The sequence below is a fragment of the Alphaproteobacteria bacterium SS10 genome, from assembly GCA_019192455.1.
Classification (GTDB): Bacteria; Pseudomonadota; Alphaproteobacteria; order TMED2; family TMED2; genus TMED2.
Genome location: JAHCML010000006.1, coordinates 173,201 through 195,882, shown reverse-complemented (window position 1 = coordinate 195,882; position 22,682 = coordinate 173,201). Strand labels below are relative to the sequence as shown.

At 57.6% G+C, this 22,682-nt stretch carries 23 protein-coding genes; 7 read left to right on the top strand and 16 right to left on the bottom strand.

Going from position 1 to position 22,682, the window contains the following annotated elements; genetic code table 11:
• Nucleotides 1-24: 24 nt before the first annotated feature.
• The 9 genes from KI792_10970 to KI792_10930 all read right to left on the bottom strand — a co-directional run bounded on the left by KI792_10970 (nucleotide 25) and on the right by KI792_10930 (nucleotide 8,502).
• Nucleotides 25-1,350, bottom strand: coding sequence for a sensor histidine kinase (locus tag KI792_10970; protein MBV6633537.1), 1,326 nt, complete (start codon nucleotides 1,348-1,350; stop codon nucleotides 25-27).
• Nucleotides 1,347-2,006 carry a response regulator transcription factor gene (locus KI792_10965; GenBank protein MBV6633536.1) on the bottom strand — a complete coding sequence of 220 codons (660 nt, stop codon included), beginning with the start codon at nucleotides 2,004-2,006 and terminating at the stop codon, nucleotides 1,347-1,349. The genes KI792_10970 and KI792_10965 overlap by 4 nt, the downstream gene beginning before the upstream one ends.
• On the bottom strand, nucleotides 2,003-2,500 hold the full coding sequence (locus KI792_10960) for a PepSY domain-containing protein (GenBank protein MBV6633535.1): 498 nt from the start codon (nucleotides 2,498-2,500) through the stop codon (nucleotides 2,003-2,005). Before KI792_10960 ends, KI792_10965 begins: the two co-directional genes overlap by 4 nt.
• A 123-nt stretch (nucleotides 2,501-2,623) precedes the next feature.
• Nucleotides 2,624-3,445 carry a siderophore-interacting protein gene (locus KI792_10955; protein MBV6633534.1) on the bottom strand — a complete coding sequence of 274 codons (822 nt, stop codon included), beginning with the start codon at nucleotides 3,443-3,445 and terminating at the stop codon, nucleotides 2,624-2,626.
• 91 nt (nucleotides 3,446-3,536) lie between these two features.
• Nucleotides 3,537-4,457: a LysR family transcriptional regulator gene (locus KI792_10950; protein MBV6633533.1), complete on the bottom strand. Its 921-nt coding sequence runs from the start codon at nucleotides 4,455-4,457 to the stop codon at nucleotides 3,537-3,539.
• Between the two features lie 92 nt (nucleotides 4,458-4,549).
• Nucleotides 4,550-5,398, bottom strand: a complete 849-nt coding sequence (locus KI792_10945) for a hypothetical protein (protein ID MBV6633532.1) — start codon at nucleotides 5,396-5,398, stop codon at nucleotides 4,550-4,552.
• A 3-nt stretch (nucleotides 5,399-5,401) separates the two neighbouring features.
• Nucleotides 5,402-6,391, bottom strand: a complete 990-nt coding sequence (locus tag KI792_10940) for a hypothetical protein (GenBank protein ID MBV6633531.1) — start codon at nucleotides 6,389-6,391, stop codon at nucleotides 5,402-5,404.
• Nucleotides 6,388-7,257 carry a hypothetical protein gene (locus KI792_10935; protein MBV6633530.1) on the bottom strand — a complete coding sequence of 290 codons (870 nt, stop codon included), beginning with the start codon at nucleotides 7,255-7,257 and terminating at the stop codon, nucleotides 6,388-6,390. The genes KI792_10940 and KI792_10935 overlap by 4 nt, the downstream gene beginning before the upstream one ends.
• A 3-nt stretch (nucleotides 7,258-7,260) precedes the next feature.
• The gene (locus tag KI792_10930) at nucleotides 7,261-8,502 is read right to left on the bottom strand and encodes a hypothetical protein (protein ID MBV6633529.1); all 1,242 of its coding nucleotides are present in this window, start codon (nucleotides 8,500-8,502) and stop codon (nucleotides 7,261-7,263) included.
• 385 nt (nucleotides 8,503-8,887) lie between these two features.
• Between KI792_10930 and KI792_10925 the strand changes: the two genes are divergently transcribed.
• The gene (locus tag KI792_10925; protein ID MBV6633528.1) at nucleotides 8,888-10,252 is read left to right on the top strand and encodes a tryptophan 7-halogenase; all 1,365 of its coding nucleotides are present in this window, start codon (nucleotides 8,888-8,890) and stop codon (nucleotides 10,250-10,252) included.
• Here the strand turns inward: KI792_10925 and KI792_10920 are convergent.
• Nucleotides 10,249-10,995, bottom strand: a complete 747-nt coding sequence (locus KI792_10920; protein MBV6633527.1) for a class I SAM-dependent methyltransferase — start codon at nucleotides 10,993-10,995, stop codon at nucleotides 10,249-10,251. The two genes, KI792_10925 and KI792_10920, sit on opposite strands and share 4 nt — an antisense overlap.
• A 189-nt stretch (nucleotides 10,996-11,184) precedes the next feature.
• On the opposite strand from KI792_10920, the gene KI792_10915 reads away from it, so the two are divergent.
• A complete protein-coding gene (locus KI792_10915) occupies nucleotides 11,185-12,399 on the top strand; it encodes a hypothetical protein (GenBank protein MBV6633526.1) in 1,215 nt (404 codons plus the stop codon).
• Nucleotides 12,396-13,598 (top strand): hypothetical protein, encoded by a 1,203-nt coding sequence (locus tag KI792_10910; protein ID MBV6633525.1) that lies wholly within the window; start codon nucleotides 12,396-12,398, stop codon nucleotides 13,596-13,598. The genes KI792_10915 and KI792_10910 overlap by 4 nt, the downstream gene beginning before the upstream one ends.
• Nucleotides 13,599-13,604: 6 nt before the next feature.
• Here KI792_10910 and KI792_10905 read toward each other — a convergent pair whose 3' ends face one another.
• Entirely contained in the window at nucleotides 13,605-14,537 is a 933-nt protein-coding gene (locus KI792_10905; protein ID MBV6633524.1) for a hypothetical protein, read from the bottom strand.
• Nucleotides 14,538-14,605: 68 nt separating this feature from the next.
• Nucleotides 14,606-14,890, bottom strand: a complete 285-nt coding sequence (locus KI792_10900; protein MBV6633523.1) for a hypothetical protein — start codon at nucleotides 14,888-14,890, stop codon at nucleotides 14,606-14,608.
• A 471-nt stretch (nucleotides 14,891-15,361) separates the two neighbouring features.
• Between KI792_10900 and KI792_10895 the strand changes: the two genes are divergently transcribed.
• Complete coding sequence (locus KI792_10895; GenBank protein MBV6633522.1) at nucleotides 15,362-16,693, top strand: 3'-5' exonuclease; 1,332 nt, start codon at nucleotides 15,362-15,364, stop codon at nucleotides 16,691-16,693.
• Here KI792_10895 and KI792_10890 read toward each other — a convergent pair.
• Nucleotides 16,690-17,145, bottom strand: coding sequence for a hypothetical protein (locus tag KI792_10890; protein ID MBV6633521.1), 456 nt, complete (start codon nucleotides 17,143-17,145; stop codon nucleotides 16,690-16,692). The two genes, KI792_10895 and KI792_10890, sit on opposite strands and share 4 nt — an antisense overlap.
• Before the next feature lie 101 nt (nucleotides 17,146-17,246).
• On the opposite strand from KI792_10890, the gene ettA reads away from it, so the two are divergent.
• Entirely contained in the window at nucleotides 17,247-18,926 is a 1,680-nt protein-coding gene (gene ettA, locus KI792_10885; protein MBV6633520.1) for an energy-dependent translational throttle protein EttA, read from the top strand.
• 15 nt (nucleotides 18,927-18,941) lie between these two features.
• On the opposite strand, the gene KI792_10880 is transcribed toward ettA, so the two are convergent.
• The 3 genes from KI792_10880 to KI792_10870 form a co-directional block, all read right to left on the bottom strand.
• Nucleotides 18,942-19,289, bottom strand: coding sequence for an antibiotic biosynthesis monooxygenase (locus KI792_10880; protein ID MBV6633519.1), 348 nt, complete (start codon nucleotides 19,287-19,289; stop codon nucleotides 18,942-18,944).
• Between the two features lie 3 nt (nucleotides 19,290-19,292).
• Nucleotides 19,293-19,907 (bottom strand): ABC transporter substrate-binding protein, encoded by a 615-nt coding sequence (locus KI792_10875; GenBank protein MBV6633518.1) that lies wholly within the window; start codon nucleotides 19,905-19,907, stop codon nucleotides 19,293-19,295.
• Nucleotides 19,908-20,080: 173 nt separating this feature from the next.
• Complete coding sequence (locus KI792_10870) at nucleotides 20,081-20,935, bottom strand: VacJ family lipoprotein (GenBank protein MBV6633517.1); 855 nt, start codon at nucleotides 20,933-20,935, stop codon at nucleotides 20,081-20,083.
• Nucleotides 20,936-21,420: 485 nt separating this feature from the next.
• Here KI792_10870 and KI792_10865 point away from each other — a divergent pair, with 485 nt between their 5' ends.
• Together KI792_10865 and KI792_10860 are read left to right on the top strand one after the other, a co-directional pair.
• The gene (locus tag KI792_10865; protein MBV6633516.1) at nucleotides 21,421-21,897 is read left to right on the top strand and encodes a thioesterase family protein; all 477 of its coding nucleotides are present in this window, start codon (nucleotides 21,421-21,423) and stop codon (nucleotides 21,895-21,897) included.
• 13 nt (nucleotides 21,898-21,910) lie between these two features.
• The gene (locus tag KI792_10860) at nucleotides 21,911-22,477 is read left to right on the top strand and encodes a pentapeptide repeat-containing protein (GenBank protein ID MBV6633515.1); all 567 of its coding nucleotides are present in this window, start codon (nucleotides 21,911-21,913) and stop codon (nucleotides 22,475-22,477) included.
• Nucleotides 22,478-22,682 lie beyond the last annotated feature (205 nt).

The following is a 22,682-nucleotide window of genomic DNA, read 5'->3' as shown; positions in this document are numbered from 1 at the left end:
TGAAATTGTTTTAAGTATTTGAAATTATTTATTTGTTGTCGGCAGGCGTGCTTCCGCCTTCAGGCCGCCAAGTGCCGAACCTGAAAGCGATACCTGCCCCTCATACCGATCGACGACCGCCTCAACGATGCCGAGGCCCAACCCAGAGCCGCTGGTTTTCTGATCCAGGCGGACGCCAGCTTGCAGCGCCCGGTCACGATCACCTTCCGGGATGCCGGGCCCATCATCTTCAACCGCGATGATGGCCTCGTCAGCCTCTTGGCTTAGGGAGACCACAACCCGGCTATTGGCGAACCGGGCGGCATTCTCCACGAGGTTGCCTAAGATCTCCATCTGATCCGCGCGCAGCATGGCGAGCGGTAACTGATCCGGCGCCTCAACGGAGAAGGCGATTTCTGGGAACAGCCGCTCAAGCGCACGTAAAACTTCGTTGGCTGTTGCCACCACATCAATGACGGATCCGGCGGCCATCGCCTCTTGCCCGGCGACCACATTGCGAAGGTGTTGGTCAGCAGCGCTTGCGACGCGTTCAACCGCCTCGGCTGCGACGGTCAAATTGATCTCTCCACCAGCCTTGGCTGTATCCAGTTCATTCTTCAGGATTGTGGCCGGGGTTTTGAGCGCATGGGCCAGATTGGCGGCCTGTAGTCGGCCGCGTTCCCTAAGGCGAGTATTGCGCTGAAGCATGGTGTTCAAATCAGTGACCAGCGGCTCAATCTCGGTCGGGAACTCACCATCAATGGTGCCCGTCTCAACGGTTTTACGCTGCTGAACAGCCGAGCGGAGGGAGCGAAGCGGGGATAGGGCCGCGCGGTTGGCAATCGCCGCTGCCGCCAGAACCAGGATCGTGATCCAACTCGCTGAGACCAGAAGGCTGCGCTGGAACAGCGCCAGTTCTTCACGCAGGGTTGCAAGGTCGGCGGCCACGCCCAGCTGCCAGCTTGCGCCATCCGGCGTTTGCAGTGTTCTGGATAGCAGCCGCAGCTGCTGGCCGTCTGGCCCGGCAATCTCATCCCGCCCGATACCGGCTTCTGGTGGGGTAAGCGTTAGTTCCTGATCAAATAGAGAGCGTGAGCGGAATAACGCATCTGGCTGCTGCACTGCTTGCCAGTAGAGACCGGAATAGACCCGGGCAAAGGCGGGTGAGGTCATCCGTTGGCCCGGCGCTTCCGGGCTTCGTGTGATGGCGACGATTAGCAGATCGAGCTCTGCCTCCAGCCGTTCATCAAACTGCCGGAAGGCGGAGTCCTCAAATACCTTAAGGATGCCAAAGCCGCTGCTTGCGAGGGCAATGGATATCCATAGGAATGATCCAATAAGGACCCGTGCCGTGAGTGATAAGCGCTTCATGCCGTGCCGATGCGATAACCCAGGCCACGGACCGTCTCGATAATGCCGGTGCCCAGTTTCCGCCTGAGGCGACCAACGAACACCTCAATCGTGTTGCTGTCCCGATCCTCATAGAGGCCATACAGCTGCTCGGCCAAATCCGCCTTCCCATGCACATGGTCGGGGCGGATCATTAGGGTCATCAACAGCTTGTATTCATGTGAGGTAAGGGTGACCGCCTGGCCATTCAGGGTCACGGTTGCATTAACCGTGTTCAAGACCACAGCGCCGGCGGTTAGCTCTGTTCCAGCGAGGCCGCTAGACCGGCGGATAAGGGCTCGCAGGCGGGCGACCACCTCCTCCATCTGGAAGGGCTTGGCAACGTAGTCGTCACCGCCCGCGTTAAGTCCTTCAACCCGGTCCTGCCAAGAGCCGCGGGCCGTGAGGATTAGCACAGGGATTTTGTTATCTGCAGAGCGCCAGCGCTTCAGCACTGAGACGCCGTCCAGCTTTGGTAGGCCGAGATCGAGCACGATGGCGTGGTAGTTCTCACTCTCGCCCAGATGGGCGCCTTCTTCACCATCGGCGGCAATATCAACCGTAAAACCAGCCTCGCCGAGCGCTGTGCTCAGCTGGTTGGCCAGGGCCTCTTCGTCTTCAACGACTAGAATTCTCATCGGCCTCCTCCGCCGCCACCGCCGCCGCCGCCGCCACCACCGGGTCCGCCGCCTGGTCCACCACCGGCGCCTGGGCCTCCGCCCGGGCCGCCATTGGTGCCCTCACCAAAGCTATTCACGCCCAGCGGGTCACGAAGGAAGCGGTTGCGGTTTGTTGGGGTTGGTGCCGCAACGGTTGGTTCGGCGGCTGGTGGCGCATTGCCAAAGACATCGAGAATTTCAGCTGTATCGGCATTCATACGGATTGAGGTCACCTTGCCATCGGGTGACATGAATAAGAACTCAACCACCGGCGGGTTGTCATCGGCGAGGATATCGGCATCCAGCAGGCGGCTATCAGGCACGCGTTGGCGTGCTGTTTCCAGCATCTCGGAAAATGATGCGCCGTCATCGCTGCTTTGGCCTGGCGTTGGCGCCAGGAATGCACTGCCAACCAGCAGGGCAAACAGAGGGAGGGCGAGCGGGCGCGGGAAGCGTGGTCGCTTGTTCTTCATGGTTGCCGCAGCTTGCCAGATGCCTATCGATGGGTCGAATGGATAACGGGCATGCCCCGACACCCACGCTCTATCGTTGCAGGGTTATCCTGAACGCCACCTGAACAGCTGGTTTTTACTGCTTTAACCGGCTGGGCCGCCCGCCTTGCGCATGGCCTGATGCTCATCCTCAACCAGGCCAATCTTCCAATACCCTGAGATGTAGGTGTCTTCTTTGGGCATCTGGCGGTCATTGTGCAGATAGTCACGGATGCTGCGGATCGTACCGCTCTCCCCCGCTATGCAGGTCTGGATCGTGCCGGTTGGCCAGTCGAGGCCGCGCATGATGTCTTCCTGCGCGGTTGAGCGCTGGTTCGGGTTTGGGTGCATCAGCCACCGCACCTCAACCCCGGGTGGGGCATCAATCGGCTGCTTATCACTCTCATCGGTGATCTCCAGCAGGGCTAGGCCTTTCGCATCAATCGGCATGGCTTCCAACACCGCTGAGGCAAGGGGCAGGGCGGCCATATCGGCGGCCACCAGATACCAATCGGCGTAATACTCGGTGACCTTGATTTTACCGGGGCCGGAGAAGTGCAGGAAACTACCTGGCTCAGCATTGTTGGCCCAGGCAGAGGCCGGGCCGCTATCGCCATGATCAACGAAATCGATATCGATCTCATGCGGGTTATGGCGAACATGGCGAACGGTAAAGGTGCGCCGTGGTGGCTTAGGGCCATCGGTAAGTTGAGCCTCGAACGCTTCCCGGCTTTGGCCCGGCGCTGGCAGCTGCAACTTACAATGGGAACCATCACAGCCCAGGGGCACCTCGGTCAGTTCTGGCCCGGTCAAGCTAACCCGGATCATGTTCGGCGTGATCTGTTCGGTCTTGGTCACCGTCAGAATGCAGTTGATCCGTTTCAAATCCGCGGGCACGGGGACGCGTGGCTTACTGTTTAGACCCATGGGTTGGCTCAGCATCTAGGGTGGTGGTTGCCTGTTGGCGTGATGGGCGGACTGTAGCGAAGAATTCGCCGCTTCGCGAGTTGATGTGGTGCTAAAAACCAGCGGCGCAAGCAGGGGTGCGTGACCGGGTCTGCATCGCCTGGGCCGCCTTGGCCACAACTTGGGCAACCTCGGTCAGCTCATCGGCAAGCGGGCTGGTTTTCCGCCAGACCATGCCGATCTTGCGCGTTGGCTCGGGCTCGGGGAAGCGGTCGATGGCAACGGCCGCTGACCGGGTTTCAACCGGCACCGCCATTTCCGGGATCAGGGTGATGCCAAACCCGGCGCTGACCATCTGGACCAGGGTTGCAAGTGATGAGGCATCGAGCACCTCACGCGGCGTTGCCGATTGCATGTTACAGAACGCCAGGGCCTGGTCCCGGAAACAGTGCCCTTCCTCAAGCAGCAGCATACGCATTTCTTTCAGCCGCTCGCTGTTTGGTACGGGGCGACCATGATCGGTTAGGGGCCGAACCAAGACAAAGGGCTCATCAAACAGCTCCAGCNCTTCCAGCTGTGGCTCTGAGATTGGGAGCGCCAGAATGGCCGCATCCAGGCGCCCCTGCATGATCTCTTCGATCAGCTTATGCGTCTGGGCTTCCCGCATGGTGAGCTCAATATCCGGGTAGTTTTGGGATAGGGCCTCGGCCAATCGCGGCAGGAGATAGGGGGCAATGGTCGCGATCACACCCATGCGCAGGCTATCGCGCCAGGATTTGCCCAGATCACCAATCTCGGACACGGCGCGTAGGACGTCGCGGGCTCGCTCTACCACCTCCTCGCCCAACGGGGTTAGGCGAATTTCTCGGGCCATTCGCTCAATCAGATTGGCGCCCAGGGATTCCTCCAGTTCCTTGACCTGCATCGACAGGGCGGGTTGGGAGATTGAGCAATCAGCCGCCGCACGACCAAAATGCTTATGGCGGGCCAAAGCCTCGAAATAGTGCAGCTGTTTCAGGGTGATATGCGCCATAGGGTAGGCTTATCAAATTGCCGGAAAATGAAAAGATCGGCTGATGGTATCTGGCCGATCGATCATTTGCCACCCTCGCCACTAATCAGCGCTTAGGCGTCGCAATGCCATTCATTATCGACAGCATCTAAAAGCACGGCGGACGCAACCGGTTGGTCATACTCATGTGGGCCAGAGGCTGGGCTGTACTTACCCTGGGTTGAGCCATCCGCCAGCGTGACGTGCAGGCTCCAAAACACGAAGGGGTAGTCGGGCAGGGTTACCCGACTACCCTCAATCGTTGGGAACAGATTGTCGATAAAGAAGGGGTGGTCGTTCCCCCTGAAATGCATGGTTCGACGCTCAGCTGCGCGATCATCTTCACCCTTCACCAAGGTCAGCAGATTGACCGACTCTCCCACATCATCCTCAAGCTGGAACCAGTAATGGTAGGAGCCCTCATCATGCTTATTGGTCAGGGTGCTACCGGCACTGATCCGCTTATCCATAATCAGCACCTTCTCAGGCACCTTGCCGTTGAAGCCGATGCATAGCCCGCGCCGAATGTTGCGGCCCTCACCATGCCGTTCGAAGCGCAGTTTGGGGATCAGTTCCCAGCTATACCCGTCACCAAGAATTAGGCCGTCATCATCAACTCGTGTGGTTTCCTCAAAGATGAACTGGTTGTGCATGTTGCGGACATAGTAGTGCAGCAATCCACTCGATTGGCCGTGTTCGGTGATGGTGATGGTCACCCCTTCTTTCAGTTTGTAGCGTTCAACCCGAGGTTCAAATTGCTGCAGCTCATGCTCTAAATGGCGTGCAGCATTTCGCCCCTGATGACGCTCAAAACTCGGGGAGATTTCCGCGGCAGCCGCCTCACGGTCACCAGCGATCAGCGCCTCAATGTAACGCTTCAGCCGTTGCTCTGTTTCCGGTGCATTGATGGTTGTTTCACTCATCTTCTAGTCGTCCAACTCACGCCCCAGATTGGCGGCGGCAATAACATCCTCAATCGCCCAGCTAATGACGGTCTTACCCTCGGCGACCTTGCCCCGTGCACTGCCGAGGGCTGTGATCCCATCCGCCTCATCATAGTTGAGGGCAAAGCCATCGGGACGCTCGGTCGGTGTGCCAAAGGCATCGATATTGCTGGTTAGAACCAAGCGTTTGGCGAGAACGGTTCTCGGGCTTCGTTCGTAATCTGTTGGTCTGCGAAACGGGCGGAACTTCAGCGGGCTCAACACTCGTTCCACCGCGCTGCCAAATTCCGTCAGCAAAGGTGCTGGCGGGTCGGTATCCTCAAACGGTGGCAGGTCACCCTTTGCCTGTTTGCGTAGATAGAAAAGGGTATAGGCCTCGCCATCTTCCAGGCTGTGGCGGCCGCCTGATTTTATCGTGTAGCCGCGGGGCAGGTTCGCGACAAACCCGTCATGATCATGGAGGTTTCGCAAGGCCTGGCCGATAGCGGTAAAGAACTCCCGCCCATCACTTTCAGAGGTAAGCTCAGCGTTCAGTGCGGATAGCGGCACGGCGGTTGGCAGGCTTGAGCTTAATGCCTTGGCATCGCTCTCGCTCATATCCAGCCTTGCGACCTGGGTAGTCAGTGATTGCATCGGCTTGGTGCCAAGCAGCTGATACGGCCAGTGATCGATTGCCCGTTCCGTAATAATCAACGCTTTCTGTCCCCGCCGGGCGAGCGATAGGGCGGCGAGGGAGTTAAGCACGGGGTTCCGGCCCAGCACGATCGTGTCGAACACCCGATAGGCCTGGGAGGGTGAGATGCCATTGCGGATTGAGAAGGTCGGCAAGGTCCCAATGGTTAGGCCAAAGGTCCGGCAGCAAATGCCCCATAGGCCGGTCGCCTGCCGCTGGTAGGCGCTAAGCCCAACAAGGCTGCGCAGCGGCATTGGTGCCCAAAAACTGGATTTCAGAGGGACGGATCTGGCGGTCATCGGGGTGTCCATTTCACCCGTTCATGATCTGCATGTTCATTAAGCCAGTTAGGCTTCTCACCCGCACCAACAACCTCAATACAATGCCAGTCCTTTAACAGGGCGGTCAGCGTATCATCGGTCAGCGCCCCATCAGCATCGCGCAAGATCAGGGATTTGTAGCGATCCGGTTCGGCAAGCTTTGGTGGCCTGATGTCACCGGATTTCAGGTCCATCATCGGGCGGGTTGGGTGGACGCCCAGCTCACCGACCAGAATGTGCTTATGCTCCGAGGCGCCAAAGATCGCGTCATCGCTGACGCTGATCCCGTAATAGTCAGAGAAGCTTGGAGGGATATCGAACTCAGACGTACCCTTGGGCAGCATCTGGCGCTCTTCTTCGAACTCGCCGCTATAGACACGCTGCCAGATAATCTCACCACCGCTAGGCGCGGTTACGGTGAGTTTGGGCGTTGGCCATTGCCAATCAATGTCGGTGATCAGCGCCGCATCCGGCGCATCGGTTTCAGCGGTGAGCGGGCAGGGTTGGTGGTCATCGTTTAACATGACCAGTTCAAGCCCCGCGGTGGTTGCTTGGGTCAGGTCTAGGTCGTACAGGCTGACCTCAATGCCCGGCTTTCCGTCAGCCTCAATTAAGAACAGCGGATCACTATGCCCGGTGGGTTGGCGAATAATTCTGCCAGCCCAATCCATCTCCGCCCGGTACTCTCCGATCTGAACCGCCTGCAGGGTCGAGAAGGCGCCAACCCGCTCGTGATGGAGTTGCAGGTTCAGGTGTTCGATTTCATGGATGCCGAGATCACCCTGCTTATGCCAATGCGCACGTGATCGACAGACGGAGACAGCAGCCTCAAACCCAGCGGTCATAGCTTAGCCCGACATGTCCTGATCATGATCGCCAAGCACATGCTCATCATGATGCCGGAAAACACTGCGCAGGCCGGATGGGCAAACATCCGCTGTCACCGGTGCCTCATTCTCTAGCAACCGGTCAATTGTCAGAAGGCCAGACTTATAGCCACCGGACACAACACAGGCGGCAAGATATGGGCAGGCCCGGCAGGTCCGCCAGCGCACCAGCTTTGCCAGCTCATGCGCTGGGGTTTTCACCATGCGCTGGTTCTCGCCATTTGCCGGTTGCTGAACACCTTGGCTGGCGCCGCTGGCAAATCGCACGGGGTCCATATCGGCACTGACGGAGGAGAAGCCGTAATGCAGGTCACCGGTGTTATCGACGACCAGCAGCATATTGCCATGGCCATCAATTTGCGCCCTTAGGTCACCCATATCGAGGCTGTTGCTAAACATGGCCTCCTTAGTTCGCTGAACCAGGCTGCTATCCATCCCGTTGCTGACTGAGGCGGCGTACCATTTCAACAACCATTCCTCTAACGCCTCATAGCGTGCGGGCTCATTGCCCACGGGATCAATTGGTGGGGCCCAGGTGACATTGACCGGAAAGCGGTAGTGGCCGACGAACTCGAGCAACTGTTCAACTGGCGGCAGATCGCCAAGCGATAAGTTGATCAGCAAGATATTGCCTGACCCATCACCGTGCCCGCGCAGCCCACTCATATGGTCGATAAATGAACAGAGATGTTCCCAATACTTCGCCGAGGTGTTGGCCGCGTTGGCAACCACGACAAAGCGTGGATCAATACCGTGGCTGGCGCTGGTCATCTGTTCATGAATACGGGTGGCGCTCTCAATCTGGTCTGAGAGGCGGCCCATCACAGAGGTCGCAATCTCCGCCAGGCCATGATTGAACTGGAACCGATCGCTCGCTGCATGGGCGATTTCATTCAGGCGGTCAGCAGTGTCTGGGCCAAGGTCGAGCACATTTCCCCGGCCAATGCCGAGAACCAGGTTTTCGGCCTGGGTGGCACCTTGGGCCGCTGCCTCATCCAGCGCGTGTTCGATCTGATCAAGGTTTAGGAAGGCCTGCTGCCGCTTGCGCTCAATGGCACTCAACGCGCAGACGGGACAGCTGCCGGCGCAGCTGCCAACATAATCCAGATTGATGATCAGGGTGTCCAACAGCTCAGACGAACCATTGACCCCCGGCGGTCCGTTGCTGCCTGTTGGCCCTGTATTTACTGCCCGATCAAGCATCCCAATCCATCAAAATCCCTGCTTCCCATCGAGATAGCGTATTTTTGAGCATATCCACCAATTGGGCAACTCTGTGCCGATACTGATCCGCACAATCGCTATCCTAAAGGGTGTTTGTCCAACCTAGTCTGTCAGAATTTCGCAATAAATCCATATATTTAACTGTTTTGGCGCGCAGCGGGAGACGCCGGTCAATTTGCCGTAGGTCACGCCCGGATCGCGTTGTTGGCAGGCAAGAGCGACATTTGGCGCGGGGTTGAGCTTGGTCCGCGATGGCACAGATTACTGAATTGCAGTATTTTGCTGACCTATACGGTTTTGATTTTGAACGCTTTAGGCGATCAGACATTGCCGTGGGGTTCGATGTTTTTGGGGGCAAGACCTGATGAATTCTGTCGATGTTCTGGTGATTGGTGCTGGGCCTGCCGGCTGTATGGCCGCGATTGGGGCGCTTAAAGAGAACCCGGAGCTGCGGGTTGTGATTGTCGATAAAGATCCGGGTGAACGACATCGTATCGGCGAAATTCTACTGACCAATACCATGATGGAGCTCGACCGCTTTGATCTGGTTCCAGAGATCAAGGCAGCCCAAGAGCGTCATGGCTGGGGCCGCAAATTTGGCTTCACCTTTGTTCATGGCAAAGATCGTTCCCCCTGGCGGGTTCACAACTCAGATCCGTGGGTTGCCGATGTGGATCGCGGTGACTATCCCGAGGAGTTGGTCGCCGAAGATGGTGATTGGTACACCATGATGGTGCCGCGCCATGAGTTTGACCGAACCCTTCTCGATATCGCTATCAAGCGTGGTGCCAAGTTCATTCCAGCGAAGGTTAAGGATCTGCGGATCGCTAGCCAGGGTGAGCACACCATGGTCATGGGCGCGTCCCTAGAGCATCCCGATGGCACCGAGGAAAAGATCCGCCCAGCGCAGGTGGTTGATGCCAGTGGCCAGGCCGCGATCATTCCTAAGAAGATTGGCAAACGTGTCCCGCTTAGCATTCGGGCCATGTCTTCCCGCTACACCTACTTCAGTAAGATTGAGTACGAGGAGGCGGAGAAGCTCGGCTTCTATAAAGAAGGATCGAACATCATCTCATTCGGCCGTGGCTGGGCCTGGATTGCCAGGCTGAAGGACGACCTGATCTCGGTCGGGATTGTGTCTGATGAATGGGAAGGTGGCTTCTTCAAGCGCTTGAACGACATGCCTGAAGCGAAGCTGTTCAAATTTGATCAGGCTAATGTGGTCGACTACCTCGGCAATCCGCAGGACCCGGACCACCATTACCGGCACCCTGACTACTCTTATGAGAGTACGGTGACCTCCGGTGCTAATTGGATTGCGGTTGGCGATGCCGCCCGTTTCCTCGACCCGCTGCTGTCACAGGGTGTCACGCTGTGTGTCTCGTTCGGTGGCTTGGCTGGTCGAACGGTTGCCCAGGTTCTGGCCGGTGAACGTGATGATGCCCAGGGCTCTTATAACGAGATCCATGAGCATTACCGCGCTGAGGTGAAGGCGCTGCAGCATGTGATTTCGCTCTGGTATCGCCCAGAAGACGAGCATTGCCCGAAAGAGTGGATGAAGGCGGCGACAGAGATCCGCGAAATCTTTGACCGCCCGATTAACAGCGATATTCAAAGCTTCCGCTGGGTCGCGAACCTTGAGAATGTTCACATGCTTATGACCGGGCATAAGGAGACGGATGTTGTTGACCGTCTGCTGAAGCTCAAGGATCGAGAGTTCGCCGATTAGGCGCGGCCAGCAATCACGCTTAACGGGAACCGAACCAGCCTGATGCGATCCGGTGATCCCCACACTTCCTTAATCTTTGGCATGGCATCTGGAACCGGGTCGATCCCGGTTTCACGCTTATAGATGTTGGTGGCTGACCAGCTGTTTACATACTCGGTCAGCATCTCCAAGGACCACTGGGTGGTCATCTCAAAGTCCGGCACTGTGATCGGGTCAAAGGGGAAGGGCAGATCGGTGTAGCCAGCTTCAACGTGTCGCCGCTCCGGTGGCCAGTAAGGGCCCAGAATATCCTCATAAAGGATATCGACCGCATCATTGATATCCGGGCTGTCGAACCTCGGCGTGTTGTAGGTGATAGCCGCGATCAGCCCTTTCGGCCGCAACACACGTCGTGCCTCGGCGTAGAACTCCTCTAGTGGGAACCAATGCAGCGCCTGGGCGACGGTGACTAGATCAACACTCTCATCCGGCAGCGGCAGGGCGTCAGCCTTTGCGCATTCATAATGCACGTTCTCAGCCGGTGTCGCGTTGTCGATCTGGTTTTGGGAGCCGTCGATGCCGGTCACTTGTCGGAAGTGCTTGGCAAGGGAGAGTGCGGCCTGCCCATTGCCGGTGGCGACATCAAGCACGGCATCCCGTGCTGGCGAGGCATCAGCCAGATAGGCGAACAGCCCGTCGGGGTAGCGAGGCCTGGCCGCAGCATAGGTGGCGGCCTGGGTTGAGAAATGGTCTTTAAACGTCATCACACTGCACCAATCGGTTGCAACGCCCATCCCCCGGTTAAGAGCCTGCTCCTCGCGCAACGCCTTGGGAAGTCGCGGGGCGCGCAGGGAGAGGCATGATCCAACCGTGTGTTGCTGATGGTGGGTTGGCGATGGTTGTGTTGATCCGCTAAGCTTTTGTTCTAACGATAAAACAAAGCGGGGCGCACCATGGACAAAACACCGCCAGAGTCACCACCTGACGCCCCTTCAGAGTTATATCGCAGGCGCTTTTTGGGCATGGGGGCCGCCGCTCTTGGCGCTGCTTATGCGCCCGCTGGCCAAGTCTTCGCACAGAACAGCCCAGCAATCCTCGCACCCTATGCCGGGCCCAATGTGATCATCGTTCGCTTCGGTGGTGGGGTCAGGCGGCGAGAGACGATCGACCCAGATCACACCTACGCCCCTTATCTGCGTCATGTCCTGGCACCCGCCGGTACCCTATTCACCAACATGACAATGGCGGAGGAGGAGGGTGCGGTCCCCAGCCATGGGGAGGGTACGCTCTACATCCTCACCGGTAAGTATGAGGAATATAAGGATATCGAGGGTCGCTCATTCGGTCTTCGCTATGAATCCCAGGTCCCAACCTTGTTTGAGTATCTGCGTGGCACTTTCGCGATCCAGCCGGATGAGGCGCTGATCATCAACGGTGAGGACCGCAAGCAGGAAGAGTTCTACACCTTCAGTAAGCACTTCCAGTACGGCCTCGATTATCGGGCCGAGACGGTTAGCCTCTACCGCTATAAGCGCTGGCTCGCCCGGCAGAAGCTGGCCGGTGATTTACCGGTTGAGGAGCGGGAGGTGATTGCCAAAGAGCTCGAGGAGATGGAGAGCTTCGATTATCGCGGCGTCAACGAACAGATCGGCACCGAGCGCCTCAACCAATTCTGGTCAGAATGGCGCAAGCATTACGGGGAGGATGGGTTCAAAAACCCGCGTGGCGACCGGCTTTTGACTGAGCTTGCCATCCGCGCCATGCGGCAGCTGCGACCGAAGCTGATGATGATCAACTATCAGGATCCCGATTACGTCCACTGGGGTAACTCCAGCCACTATACCCGCGGCATTACGGTGATCGATCAGGGGCTGGAGGAACTGGTAACCGCAATCAATGCCGATCCGGAGTATCGGGCCAATACGGTCTTGGTCATCGTTCCGGATTGTGGTCGGGACAGTAATGACCTCATGTCGGTTCCCTATCAGCACCACTTCAAGAGCAAGAGTTCGTTCGAAATCTGGGGGCTGTTGGTGGGGCCAGGCATTCGCGCCGGTCAGATTGTCGATACGCCGGTTCAGCAGATTGATGTCGCCAACACGGTGGGCCAGTTGATGGGTTTCCAGACCAACTTGTCTGAAGGCCGGGTGCTGGAGGCCGCGTTTTGACAACGGATGCGGTGATATCAGGCGATGATCTGCCGGTCGATCGGTCGACGGTGCGTAAGCCAGATGCCAGGTTGCGTGCGCCTGGGTTTATGCGGCGGCTTATCGAATTCATTGTGCGCATGGTTGTTGGCGCGCTGCTTTGCCTGCACCCGCTCGGCAGTCTGTTGATCGCCGGTTGGTTACTGCGCTGGGCGAGGCACCGTGCGATCTGGCTCTGGGCTGGTTTGTCGCCATTGCCTGCTGCCGATCAGGCCAAGGCGGTGATGGATATGGTGCCGGGCTGGCGGGCCGGGCGACCACCCAGCTGGTTGATTGATGAGCGCCCACGGTCCGAGCTTGGCAGCGGTATCGCCAAGTGGTTTCGGAAACTAACGGGCGCCCTGCGGCAGAACCTTGCCGCTGGTTTAGGCGCCACCTTCAATGCGTGGGTCCTCTTACTCCCGGGACAGATACTGATGCTGTTCTCCTGGTGGGGTGGTTGGGAGAACTCATTCAATAAGGGATATGAGCAGGCCTGGGTTGGGCCCACCGTTGCCCTGATCGGTATTGCCTGGTTTGTGCCTATGGCCGCCTATTTCAGCTTTTCCATCGGGCGGCAATCGGTGGCCGGCTGGCGCAGCTGTTATGACTGGCACCTAAACTGGCGGCTGATGACGCAGCGCCCTTGGCTTACCGTTGTGATTGCATTGATCGCGGTGGCCGCTGGCGCCGGATATAGCGCCCTACGTTTTGCGCCGTTTTTCTTTCCCGACAGCGTTGCAGGCTTTGATGAGTTTACGCCCGAGCAGCTGGCCGAGTTTGCCCGGCAGTTTGCCTGGGCAGCCCTAATCTATCTGTTGTTGGTCGGGATAGTCCTGAAGCAGTTGGCCGCCCGGTTCTATGCCGCCAGCTTGATGGATGGTTTGGCAAGGGGTGTCTTTTCTATCGAGGAGTTGCGGCCTGAGGAGCGGCGGATCCTGAATACCCTGAGTATTAAGCCAGAACCAATACCGGCGCCGACCCGTTGGTGGTGGCGCATGCTGGTTCGCTTCAGTGGCAGGGTTCAGCGGATCATTCTGGGCGCCGGTGTGCTGGCCGCCTGGTTTGGTGTGATTGCGCAGGTCTATATCGCCCAGTTTGGTAATCACAACTGGATGATTTGGGTGAACCACCCATGGCTTCAGCTGGTTTGGATACCAATCCCCGGCGGGGGTGGGTAGGCCCGGTTAGATTGGGCGCATATCCACGCGCTGTAAGCGCATGCTCGGCATCATGACTTCGCCGTCATTGTTCACCAGCATCCCTTCATTCGGGTCCTTTTTAGGCTGCTCTGGCGGACGAAGCTGGCGCAGGAACTCCAGGCTCTCTTGGGCGTCTTGTTGCTCAAGGCGGGCGCGGGCATTGATCGCCATATCCATGATCAAGGCATCGATCTGGGTTTCCTTGATCTTGGTCATTTGGACCTGGGTCGCCGGGCCATCGAAATCAACATCATTGAACTCGGCCAAGATCATCGCCTGGTTGAGCAGGAACTCCGCATCCTTAACCACATCCTTGATGGGGCGTGGCTCACTTGGGATTTGGCCTTTGAACTTGCCGACCAACTCTCGCAACGTGTCGTAATGCGGGTTGGCATCTGGACCGTCCCAGTCGGGCAGTTGTTCCAGCATGCCGGTTGCGGTCCGGACGGTGTTGTTGATCTCCATCCGGATTTGCATGCTCTTGATCTGCATGAATGCGCTGAACGGCAACACACCTTCCGCCTCTGGTGGCGTATCAATGCCGCCATGACGCTCAACCGACATGGTTAGGCGATTGCGGTCGAAATACATAACCGTCGACATCGGCCGGACGGAGGAATGGAACCAGGTCATCTCAACACCTCGGTCGAGATGCTGCTGCAGGCGTGATTTCTCTTCCTGAACGGCGGCGGCGTTCGGGCCGGCGGTATGCGCTGCGGCAGCGCCGTTGTTGGTCGTGCCAGGAATGGTCAGCGCGAGTGCTGCGACACCAACCAAGCCAAGGGCGCGGATGGCGTTGCCGAATGGGCGGCGCTTTGGCGCTTCTTTGCTGCCATCGGTTGGGGCGCCAGTGAGGCCGCCACGGCCTAGGAAGCGGGCGAATGCCTCAGGAAGCTTTGGCAGGTCAGAATGTTTCATCATAGCGAGTACCTAGCGGTTTGATCGCGCCTTGGGCGGCGGTTCTTGTTGTCTTTGTCTTGGGTGTGTCAGGGCATTCGGGTCAGGGGCAGCACGCGCTCTTTGAGCTGCTGACCCTGCTGAACAACCAGCAGAACGGTGGTCTGTGCCTGAAGGCGGCCAACCATTGGCTTGGCGAGACGACCGAGGTCGCGGGTGCCGCCATCGGCCTGGTGGCCGATTAGGCTGCCGTCGCGGCGCCGGTAGCTGACGGAGGTCAGGTGGGTCAGCTCAAGCTCAGCCGTGATCAGTGCCAATTCATCTTCGGCATTCATCACGGCGTCGACCACTGGAACGGATGAGTGGTTCGCCATTGTCGATTTTTGCTGGGGCAATCCCATAGCAACCTAAAAGTCAGTTTTGTCTTCAGACATCGTGTTGAGATGGCGGTTTCCCCTGCGGCCTCGTTATCCACATACCGAAAACGCAGGGCTGCCATGACGCTAGGATAAGGGCCGCCTAGAAAGTGCGAAGAGAAAACTGTTTCACTTTTATGTCACGGGTTAATTAGCGCTTTGATTTTGCTAATTATTTCTGAAAAGTAGACAGTCTGGTTGATGGTGTCGCGTATTGACTATCTCATCCAATTTCGCCGGTTTTGGGCGGTGATTTTGGCCGTGGATTTCGCAGTTTATGAAAACGATCCACATGGCGCCTTTCTTAAGCGGGGCCCGCTGATCAATGTCATCACTGCATTTGCGGCTTTTCTAATGGGCAGATCGCGACATACTCATTGGGTTGTGTCAGGCAGCCGAATGCTGTCGATAGCCAATGGTTTCTAACCCATGCCCGCCAATCAACGTCGCGCCTTTCGGGGGCTGATCGCTGGAATTGGACTTAGTGTCGTTCTGGGCGTGGTGATCGTCGGCACCATTCTTATGCGTTACGACCCGCCGGGCTGGGTCTGGCTTGCCGGTGGTGCCTTCACCATGGCGGCCTTGCTGTTGCTGGCGGCCGCCCTGGTTCTGACCAACAGCCTGTTCAACGATATTGAGCGTTTGCGTGGCGATGTGATGGTCGCGGCCTCTGGCCTGCGCAAGATGCCGCCCAGCTGGTCGGCAAAACCAGGGCAGACCGATGAATTGATCCGCCTAGCTGACGCCGTTGGTGATTTGGGTGCCAAGGGACATGCCGCCCGCACGGCGGTTGAGGAACGGCTGAACGCCATCCTGGCGACGCTGGATGATGCATTGTTGGTTGTGACCGCAACCGGTGTGGTCAGCCTGTTCAATCATTCCGCCCTAGCCCGTTTTGGTGATGAGCGTCTGCATCTTGGCGCGTCGGTGTTCGTCCTGTTACAGCAGGCGAGCCTAATGCCGTTGTTAGAGAAGGCGGCCAAGGATACCGGCAGTACGGTGGCCTGCGATGTCGGCATCAGCGACGGCAGCGTTGCCAATATGCGGGCAACCGCCCTGACCGATGGGGGCTATATCCTGGTGCTACCCGGCCCTGCCGATGCGGAGCCACAGGGGGGGGCAGGCGCCGTCGAGCACGATATGCATCTGCATGATGCAACCCCAGTTGCTGTCGCGGTTACCGATGACACGCCGCTTGGTGAGCTACCAATCCTGGTCCTCGATTGTGAGACGACGGGACTAAACACAGCTAGCGACCGCATGGTGTCGGTCGGCGCCATCCGCCTGCACGGCACTGAGCCCTATCCCCAATCAGCCATTGATCTGGTGGTGAACCCGGGACAGCCGATCCCATCACTGGCGGCCAGCGTCCACGGCATCACCGATGCGTTGGTGGTGGATGCGCCGGTCTTTGCTGATATCTGGCCGCTATTGGCGCCACGTTTTGAGAACACGATCTTGGTCGGCCACCATATTGGTTTCGACATCGCGATCATTGAGCGGGAGTTACGCCTGGCTGGGCTTAGCTGGACACGGCCGCCATCGCTGGATACGGCCGCCCTCCACCAACTGGTTCATGGCGGTGCTGGTGTGCCTGCCCTGGATGATGCGGCAGCGGACTATCAGATCGATGTGTTTGGTCGGCACAGTGCGCTGGGGGATGCCCTGGTCACGGCCAAGCTTTACGGACACTTGGTTGAGGATCTGAAGGCACGGGACGTTAAAAGCTGGTCAGTTCTTCTAACCTCCCTCAGGGGTTAGTTGCCGACGGTGCCGCAGGCATCGTCTTCCAGAACCTCGATATCATAGAGGTAGTCGCCAATGCCGAACTCATCACCGCTAACCTGGCTCATCGCCTTTAGGCATTTGCCATCGTTTCTAAGGCGGAAGTACCAGGCGGAACCTTCGCGGAGCTGGAAGGTATGGTCGCCCAGCTTATCAGCGCAGTTATTGATGCCCCCGGCCCCTTGCTCAACGCTCTCGCTGACCGCCATCGTCACATCGACATAGTCGATGCTGCCAGCGATGCCCCAGGATTTCGCCCACTCTTTATCCCTCTCGACGGTTCTAACGCTGACGTCTTGAACAACGCCGGTTACGGCGCATTCCTCATGCGCTTGTGCCGGGGCTGCGTGGGCGGGTGTCACCATCGCCATGAATAAGGCGGAAACAATGCCCAAATGCAGGCCAAATCGGCATTTCGGTTGTTGCATCCCTATGGACCTTTCGCGTAGCTAATCGGCGGCGCCGCGCTTCCTTGGCGCCTTATCCCAGTTAAGACGAATTCCGCACCGTAATCTTGGGCAGGAAAATCATGGCCTCTTATCAATACGTCTATCACATGTCCGGCGTCACCAAGGCGTATCCTGGTGGCAAGAAGGTTCTTGAGAACATCAATCTCAACTTCCTCCCCGATGCAAAGATCGGCGTGCTGGGCCCGAACGGTGCTGGTAAGTCGACCCTGATGCGCCTGATGGCTGGCATCGATAAAGAGTTCAATGGTGAGGCCTGGGCCGCTGACGGCGCCAAGGTCGGCTACCTGTCCCAGGAACCTGAGCTCGACGAGAAGAAGACCGTTCAGGAGAACGTGCTGGATGGCATGGGTGAGCTGGTTGAGCTGGTTAAAGAGTTCAACGACGTCTCCATGAAGTTCGGCGAGGTCACCGATGATGATGAGATGAACGCCCTGATCGAGCGTCAGGCCGAGCTGCAAGAGCAGATCGATGCCGCCGATGCTTGGGATCTTGAGCGCAAGGCCGAGATTGCCATGGACGCGCTTCGCTGCCCGCCCGGCGATTGGTCCATCGACAAACTCTCTGGTGGTGAGCGTCGCCGCGTGGCGCTTTGTAAGCTGCTGCTGTCTAAGCCTGACATGCTTCTGCTTGATGAGCCGACCAACCACCTGGATGCCGAAACCGTCGCCTGGCTTGAGCGGACCCTGCAGGAATATGAAGGCTGCGTCGTGATGGTCACCCACGATCGTTACTTCCTCGACAATGTCACCGGCTGGATTCTTGAGCTCGATCGTGGTCGCGGTATTCCTTATGAGGGCAACTACTCCGCCTATCTTGAGAAGAAGCAAAAGCGTTTGGCCCAAGAGGCCCGGGAAGAGGCCGCACGTCAGCGCACCCTCTCCACTGAGCTTGAGTGGATCCGCAAGTCGCCAAAGGCCCGTCAGGCGAAATCCAAGGCCCGTATCAATGCCTATGAGGAGTTGATGAACGCCTCAAATGATCAGGCGCCGGGCACCGCCCAGATCCTGATCCCCACGCCAGATCGCCTCGGCGATAATGTGATTGAAGCGAAGAACATCCGTAAGGGCTTCGGCAACCACATGCTAATTGAGGATCTGAGCTTCAACCTGCCACGCGGTGGTATCGTCGGCATTATCGGGCCCAACGGTGCGGGTAAAACCACCCTGTTTAAGATGATCACCGGTCAGGAAACGCCAGATAGCGGCGAGATCAAAGTCGGTGACACCGTGCATCTCGGTTATGTGGATCAGAGCCGCGACAGCCTGGATGGCAAGAAGAATGTCTGGGAGGAAATCTCAGGCGGTCATGACGAAATCCAACTGGGTAAGAAATCCATGCAGTCCCGTGCCTATGTAGGCACCTTCGGGTTCAAGGGCGGTGACCAGCAGAAGAAGGTGGAGGTCCTATCCGGTGGTGAGCGCAACCGCGTTCACTTGGCGAAGATGCTGAAAAGCGGTGCGAATGTTCTGCTGCTCGATGAGCCAACCAACGATCTGGACACCGAGACCCTGTCCGCGCTTGAGGATGCGCTGACCCGCTTCCCAGGTTGTGCGGTAATCATCAGCCACGATCGCTTCTTCCTCGACCGTATTGCCACCCACATCCTCGCCTATGAGGGCGACAGCCAGGTGGTTTGGTTTGAAGGGAACTATGAGGATTACGAAGCTGATCGTCGTCGTCGCCTCGGCGATGATGCCGACACGCCAACCCGGCTTAAGTATAAGCCGCTTGAGCGATAAGCTTAGTTAGCTTCGCTAGTCGCGATCCGCCGCAATGTCCCGGATAACCTCATAGAGGGCCGGATTAAACGTCGATATCTTGAGATATTGCCCCCCGATCTTGCGAAGGTCGGGGTGGCGTAATGCTTCCTCATAATCGGCGGCACTTCGCCATTCAGCGATATTCACATGGGTGAACGGCGCCTTCTGATTGGCGACCTGACCGGGAATTGCGCGCAACAAGCGGGCGCGGCCATAACCCGGATGCTCCCGGAATAGCGGTTCAGTCTGATCCCAGAGTGCTAGGAAGGCATCTTCCTTGCCGTCAAATATGGTGAAAGGGTTCACCAGGACCACGCCGGGGTGGTCGGTGATGCCTGTCATGGCCTAGCCAGCCTCAGCCGTTTTGGCGCGGATGGCTTGGATCAGCGCATCGATTGACCCGCCATTGCGTTGGATCACCGAGGCGTATTCAGAGCGCTGGCTGGCTAGCAGGCTGACATTGCCAACCACGAAATCGATCACGCGGTAAGAGCCATCACCTTGGTCGCGCACGCGCCAATCAGCATCGATTGCCTGACCGGTGGGTGAGGTGATGCGGGTGGTGACCAGCGTGTCTTTGCTTTGTGGGCGGCTGCTGATGATCTGGAAGTCTTCGCCGGAATACTCCTGCAAGCGGCGGCTATAGACGGCCACGAGGTTGTCGCGGAAGGCGTCTAGGAACTCACTACGTTGGGCTGGGCTGGCTGAACGCCAAAAGCGGCCCAGGGTGAAGCGTCCCATGGTCTCGATATCCATGGTACGGCCAAGCATATCGCTGAACCAACCGGAGGCGTTTGCGCCCTTGGCAGAGCCATCCTTTAGGGCGGCGATGACCTCATCACCCGTCTGCTTGATAAAAGCCTCTGCAGCCTCATTGCTTTGCGCGGTGGCAAGTGACGGCAGAACGGAAACCAATCCGGTTGATAGCGTAAGCGCTGCAATAAATTGGCGGCGGTTCATGGCAGTTATCTTCCTGGATCTATGTGCGACCGCTGGTCAGTGTCCGTTCAGCGAGCGCCCGGCAAACACTCTTCGGGATCACCATAGCTTAGGTGAGTACCGTCTTTGACTGCATACCTATAAAGTTGGTGTGGCCGGGGCAAGCGAGCAATGCACGACCGCCAGCCTGAGCTTTACTCGACCTGCTCAGCAAGCCGTGCACCGCCCATGATGGATGGCGGCAGAGCGGCAGCCTGCTCTGCAGGGTCAATCGGCTCATCATCGATGTCTGAGATGTCATCGAAGTTTGGAATGTCGATATCGGGTGCACCATCGGCAATCAGGCCATCGCGGCGCTGCTGATAGAGGTTCCGCAAGGTGGCGTAGTAATCGACCGAGCTGTCCTTGATCTCGCGGATAGCGGCCAAAGCCTTCGCCCGCTCAGAGATGGCGAAGGCACCGCTGGACGCGATTGTGTACTCGGCGCCCACATGCTGGTTGTCGGCGATGATGCTGATCGGGTCGGCTAGGCTGTCAACGATGAAGCCAACCGTGTCACGAACGTTGGATGGGCCAAGCAGTGGTAGCACCAGATACGGGCCCTCACCAACGCCCCAAACTGCTAGGGTTTGGCCGAAATCTTCATATTCATACTCGTAACCATTCTCGCCAGCTGGGTCCAAAAGACCGCCAAGACCAGCCAGGGTGTTGGTAACAAAACGAACCAGCGCGTTGCCGGCGCCTTCAAGGTCGCCTTGCAGGACCTGGTTACCAAAGATCACTGGGGTGCGAAGGTTGCGAAGGACATTCGAGATACCGACGCGGATTTCACGTGGCAGGGTATCGCGATAGAGCTGTGCCGCTGGCTCTAGCGCAACCTCATCAACCGCATCGTTGAATTCGAAAACACCGCGGTTGAACGGTTCAATTGGGTCGTAAACCCCATCCTCTGCAACGCCGCTGCCAGTGCTGGCGCAGGCGGAAAGGCTGGCAACAACAACGCCCAACAGGGCAAATTGCCGAAGCTGGAGGCCTAGTTTCGAAAACATTGAAATGTCAGACGCAGAACGCATGGGGGTCTTCACTACCTTAACCATCAATCCCACTATCGGGTTTGATGCTTGTTCTAGGTTGCCGCCCCAGCGCTATTGAATACACCGACTTGGATTTACGCCAACCTAATTTCGCATCACTGTACGTCAGCGAACGACATTTGGATTGGCTTTATTTGCCATCTCAGCCAGAGATCGCGAGAGCCGCCTGTCGGTAGATTTAATCGCGGGCACGCCTTCCATATAGCCCCATGGTTAACACCTCACCGGGGCTGCGGCTATGGCGGTTTCGAGGCGGAATTTTGCAGCACGGGAGGGGTGTTGCCAATTGGCACCATTTGGTGATGTTTTAGTCACAAGCTGCTGTTTCGCAGCCTGGTTCAGGGGCTCTTTTCAACCGTCCGTTATCCGATCATGCTGTGCCAGTTCTGGTCGGTGGTTTAGTCACCCTGTCCACCCAAACAAAAGACTGTTTAGCACCAATGTCGACACTGCCGGACCATCGGGGCCTCATTCTAGACGAGTGGCTGGACTACAACGGCCATTTGAACGTGGCTTACTACCTCATGGCGTTCGATCAGGCGACAGATCAGGTTTTCGATCACCTGGGTGTCGGTGAGCGTTACGTCAAAGAGGACCAGCACTCGCTTTTCGCTGTTGAACAGCACCTTATCTATGATCGGGAGATGCGGGGCGGCGCCCCGTTTAAAATCGGCACATCATTGGTGGACTATGATGGGAAGCGTCTCCATCTCTTAATGGTGATGACCAATGACGCTGAGGGCTATCAGGCCGCCAGCGCTGAAATGCTGTTCGTTCATGTGAACATGCAGACCAGGCGTTCGGCGCCCATGCCTGAGGCCCTGCTAAGCTATCTCGCCGCCGAACCAATGCTTGCTGCCGACGATCCGTTGGCTAAGCGCGTTGGCCGATCCATGGCGATGGTGAAGTCGAGTTGAATGGGTTTGGATGATGTTTTGGGGACTGAATAAGGCTGTTACGCAACGATTGCAGGCTGGGGCTTTAGTCGCTGGTTTCGCCTTGAATGCATTCGCGCTGGGTTTGGGCCTAAGCACGAGCCTGGTTCCCGTCTCGCATAGCCTTGCCGCCTGCACCGATGTGGCGGCACCCGGCGTTAACTGGCGCCGTTGCTATTTTGATGGGCAAGACCTTCGCGGTTTGAACCTTGAGGGCGCCAAGCTTCGCGATGTGACGTTCCAGCGTGCCAATGTCAGTGAAACCAACTTTGCCGAGGCTGATATCTATCGCGGCAAGTTTATTAGCGCTGAGGTTGTACAGGCAGATTTTCGCGACGCGCGCCTTCAATCCGCTGACTTTACCCGGGCCAATCTGAATGGCAGTGACTTCAGCAATGCCGACCTACGCGGTGCCAGGTTTGTTGACGCGATTCTAACCAACGCCGACCTAACGGGCGCTGAGGTTGGTGACGCGATTTTCCGAGATGCTGACCTTTCTGGCGCTACTTGGATTGATGGTCAGCGGGTCTGTTCACCTGGTTCTATCGGTGCCTGCCGGTGATCGTCTGATTCGGGCTGTTTTTGTTAATAGCGGCTGGATTGGCCCTCGCTGGGATGGCCAAACGTCACAAATTGGTGCCGAAAATCCGCGTTCTGGCCGGTTCTTATGACGGGCATATGACAAAATGCCCTGATTGCAGCGCCTTACGTTGTCAGCCAGGCCGATATCGCTTACCTAATCATCAACTCTTTCGAGGCGTAAGTTA

What these genes read in the sequence shown, in the direction of transcription:
- KI792_10935 (MBV6633530.1), bottom strand. Translation starts at nt 7,257, where the DNA reads ATGACCGCTGGGTTTGAGGCTGCTGTCTCCGTCTGTCGATCACGTGCG.
- KI792_10930 (MBV6633529.1), bottom strand. Translation starts at nt 8,502, where the DNA reads ATGCTTGATCGGGCAGTAAATACAGGGCCAACAGGCAGCAACGGACCG.
- KI792_10905 (MBV6633524.1), bottom strand. Translation starts at nt 14,537, where the DNA reads ATGAAACATTCTGACCTGCCAAAGCTTCCTGAGGCATTCGCCCGCTTC.
- KI792_10920 (MBV6633527.1), bottom strand. Translation starts at nt 10,995, where the DNA reads ATGACGTTTAAAGACCATTTCTCAACCCAGGCCGCCACCTATGCTGCG.
- KI792_10890 (MBV6633521.1), bottom strand. Translation starts at nt 17,145, where the DNA reads ATGCAACAACCGAAATGCCGATTTGGCCTGCATTTGGGCATTGTTTCC.
- KI792_10955 (MBV6633534.1), bottom strand. Translation starts at nt 3,445, where the DNA reads ATGGGTCTAAACAGTAAGCCACGCGTCCCCGTGCCCGCGGATTTGAAA.
- KI792_10900 (MBV6633523.1), bottom strand. Translation starts at nt 14,890, where the DNA reads ATGGCGAACCACTCATCCGTTCCAGTGGTCGACGCCGTGATGAATGCC.
- KI792_10960 (MBV6633535.1), bottom strand. Translation starts at nt 2,500, where the DNA reads ATGAAGAACAAGCGACCACGCTTCCCGCGCCCGCTCGCCCTCCCTCTG.
- KI792_10895 (MBV6633522.1), top strand. Translation starts at nt 15,362, where the DNA reads ATGCCCGCCAATCAACGTCGCGCCTTTCGGGGGCTGATCGCTGGAATT.
- KI792_10965 (MBV6633536.1), bottom strand. Translation starts at nt 2,006, where the DNA reads ATGAGAATTCTAGTCGTTGAAGACGAAGAGGCCCTGGCCAACCAGCTG.
- KI792_10860 (MBV6633515.1), top strand. Translation starts at nt 21,911, where the DNA reads ATGTTTTGGGGACTGAATAAGGCTGTTACGCAACGATTGCAGGCTGGG.
- KI792_10915 (MBV6633526.1), top strand. Translation starts at nt 11,185, where the DNA reads ATGGACAAAACACCGCCAGAGTCACCACCTGACGCCCCTTCAGAGTTA.
- KI792_10865 (MBV6633516.1), top strand. Translation starts at nt 21,421, where the DNA reads ATGTCGACACTGCCGGACCATCGGGGCCTCATTCTAGACGAGTGGCTG.
- KI792_10875 (MBV6633518.1), bottom strand. Translation starts at nt 19,907, where the DNA reads ATGAACCGCCGCCAATTTATTGCAGCGCTTACGCTATCAACCGGATTG.
- ettA (MBV6633520.1), top strand. Translation starts at nt 17,247, where the DNA reads ATGGCCTCTTATCAATACGTCTATCACATGTCCGGCGTCACCAAGGCG.
- KI792_10880 (MBV6633519.1), bottom strand. Translation starts at nt 19,289, where the DNA reads ATGACAGGCATCACCGACCACCCCGGCGTGGTCCTGGTGAACCCTTTC.
- KI792_10870 (MBV6633517.1), bottom strand. Translation starts at nt 20,935, where the DNA reads ATGTTTTCGAAACTAGGCCTCCAGCTTCGGCAATTTGCCCTGTTGGGC.
- KI792_10925 (MBV6633528.1), top strand. Translation starts at nt 8,888, where the DNA reads ATGAATTCTGTCGATGTTCTGGTGATTGGTGCTGGGCCTGCCGGCTGT.
- KI792_10945 (MBV6633532.1), bottom strand. Translation starts at nt 5,398, where the DNA reads ATGAGTGAAACAACCATCAATGCACCGGAAACAGAGCAACGGCTGAAG.
- KI792_10940 (MBV6633531.1), bottom strand. Translation starts at nt 6,391, where the DNA reads ATGACCGCCAGATCCGTCCCTCTGAAATCCAGTTTTTGGGCACCAATG.
- KI792_10970 (MBV6633537.1), bottom strand. Translation starts at nt 1,350, where the DNA reads ATGAAGCGCTTATCACTCACGGCACGGGTCCTTATTGGATCATTCCTA.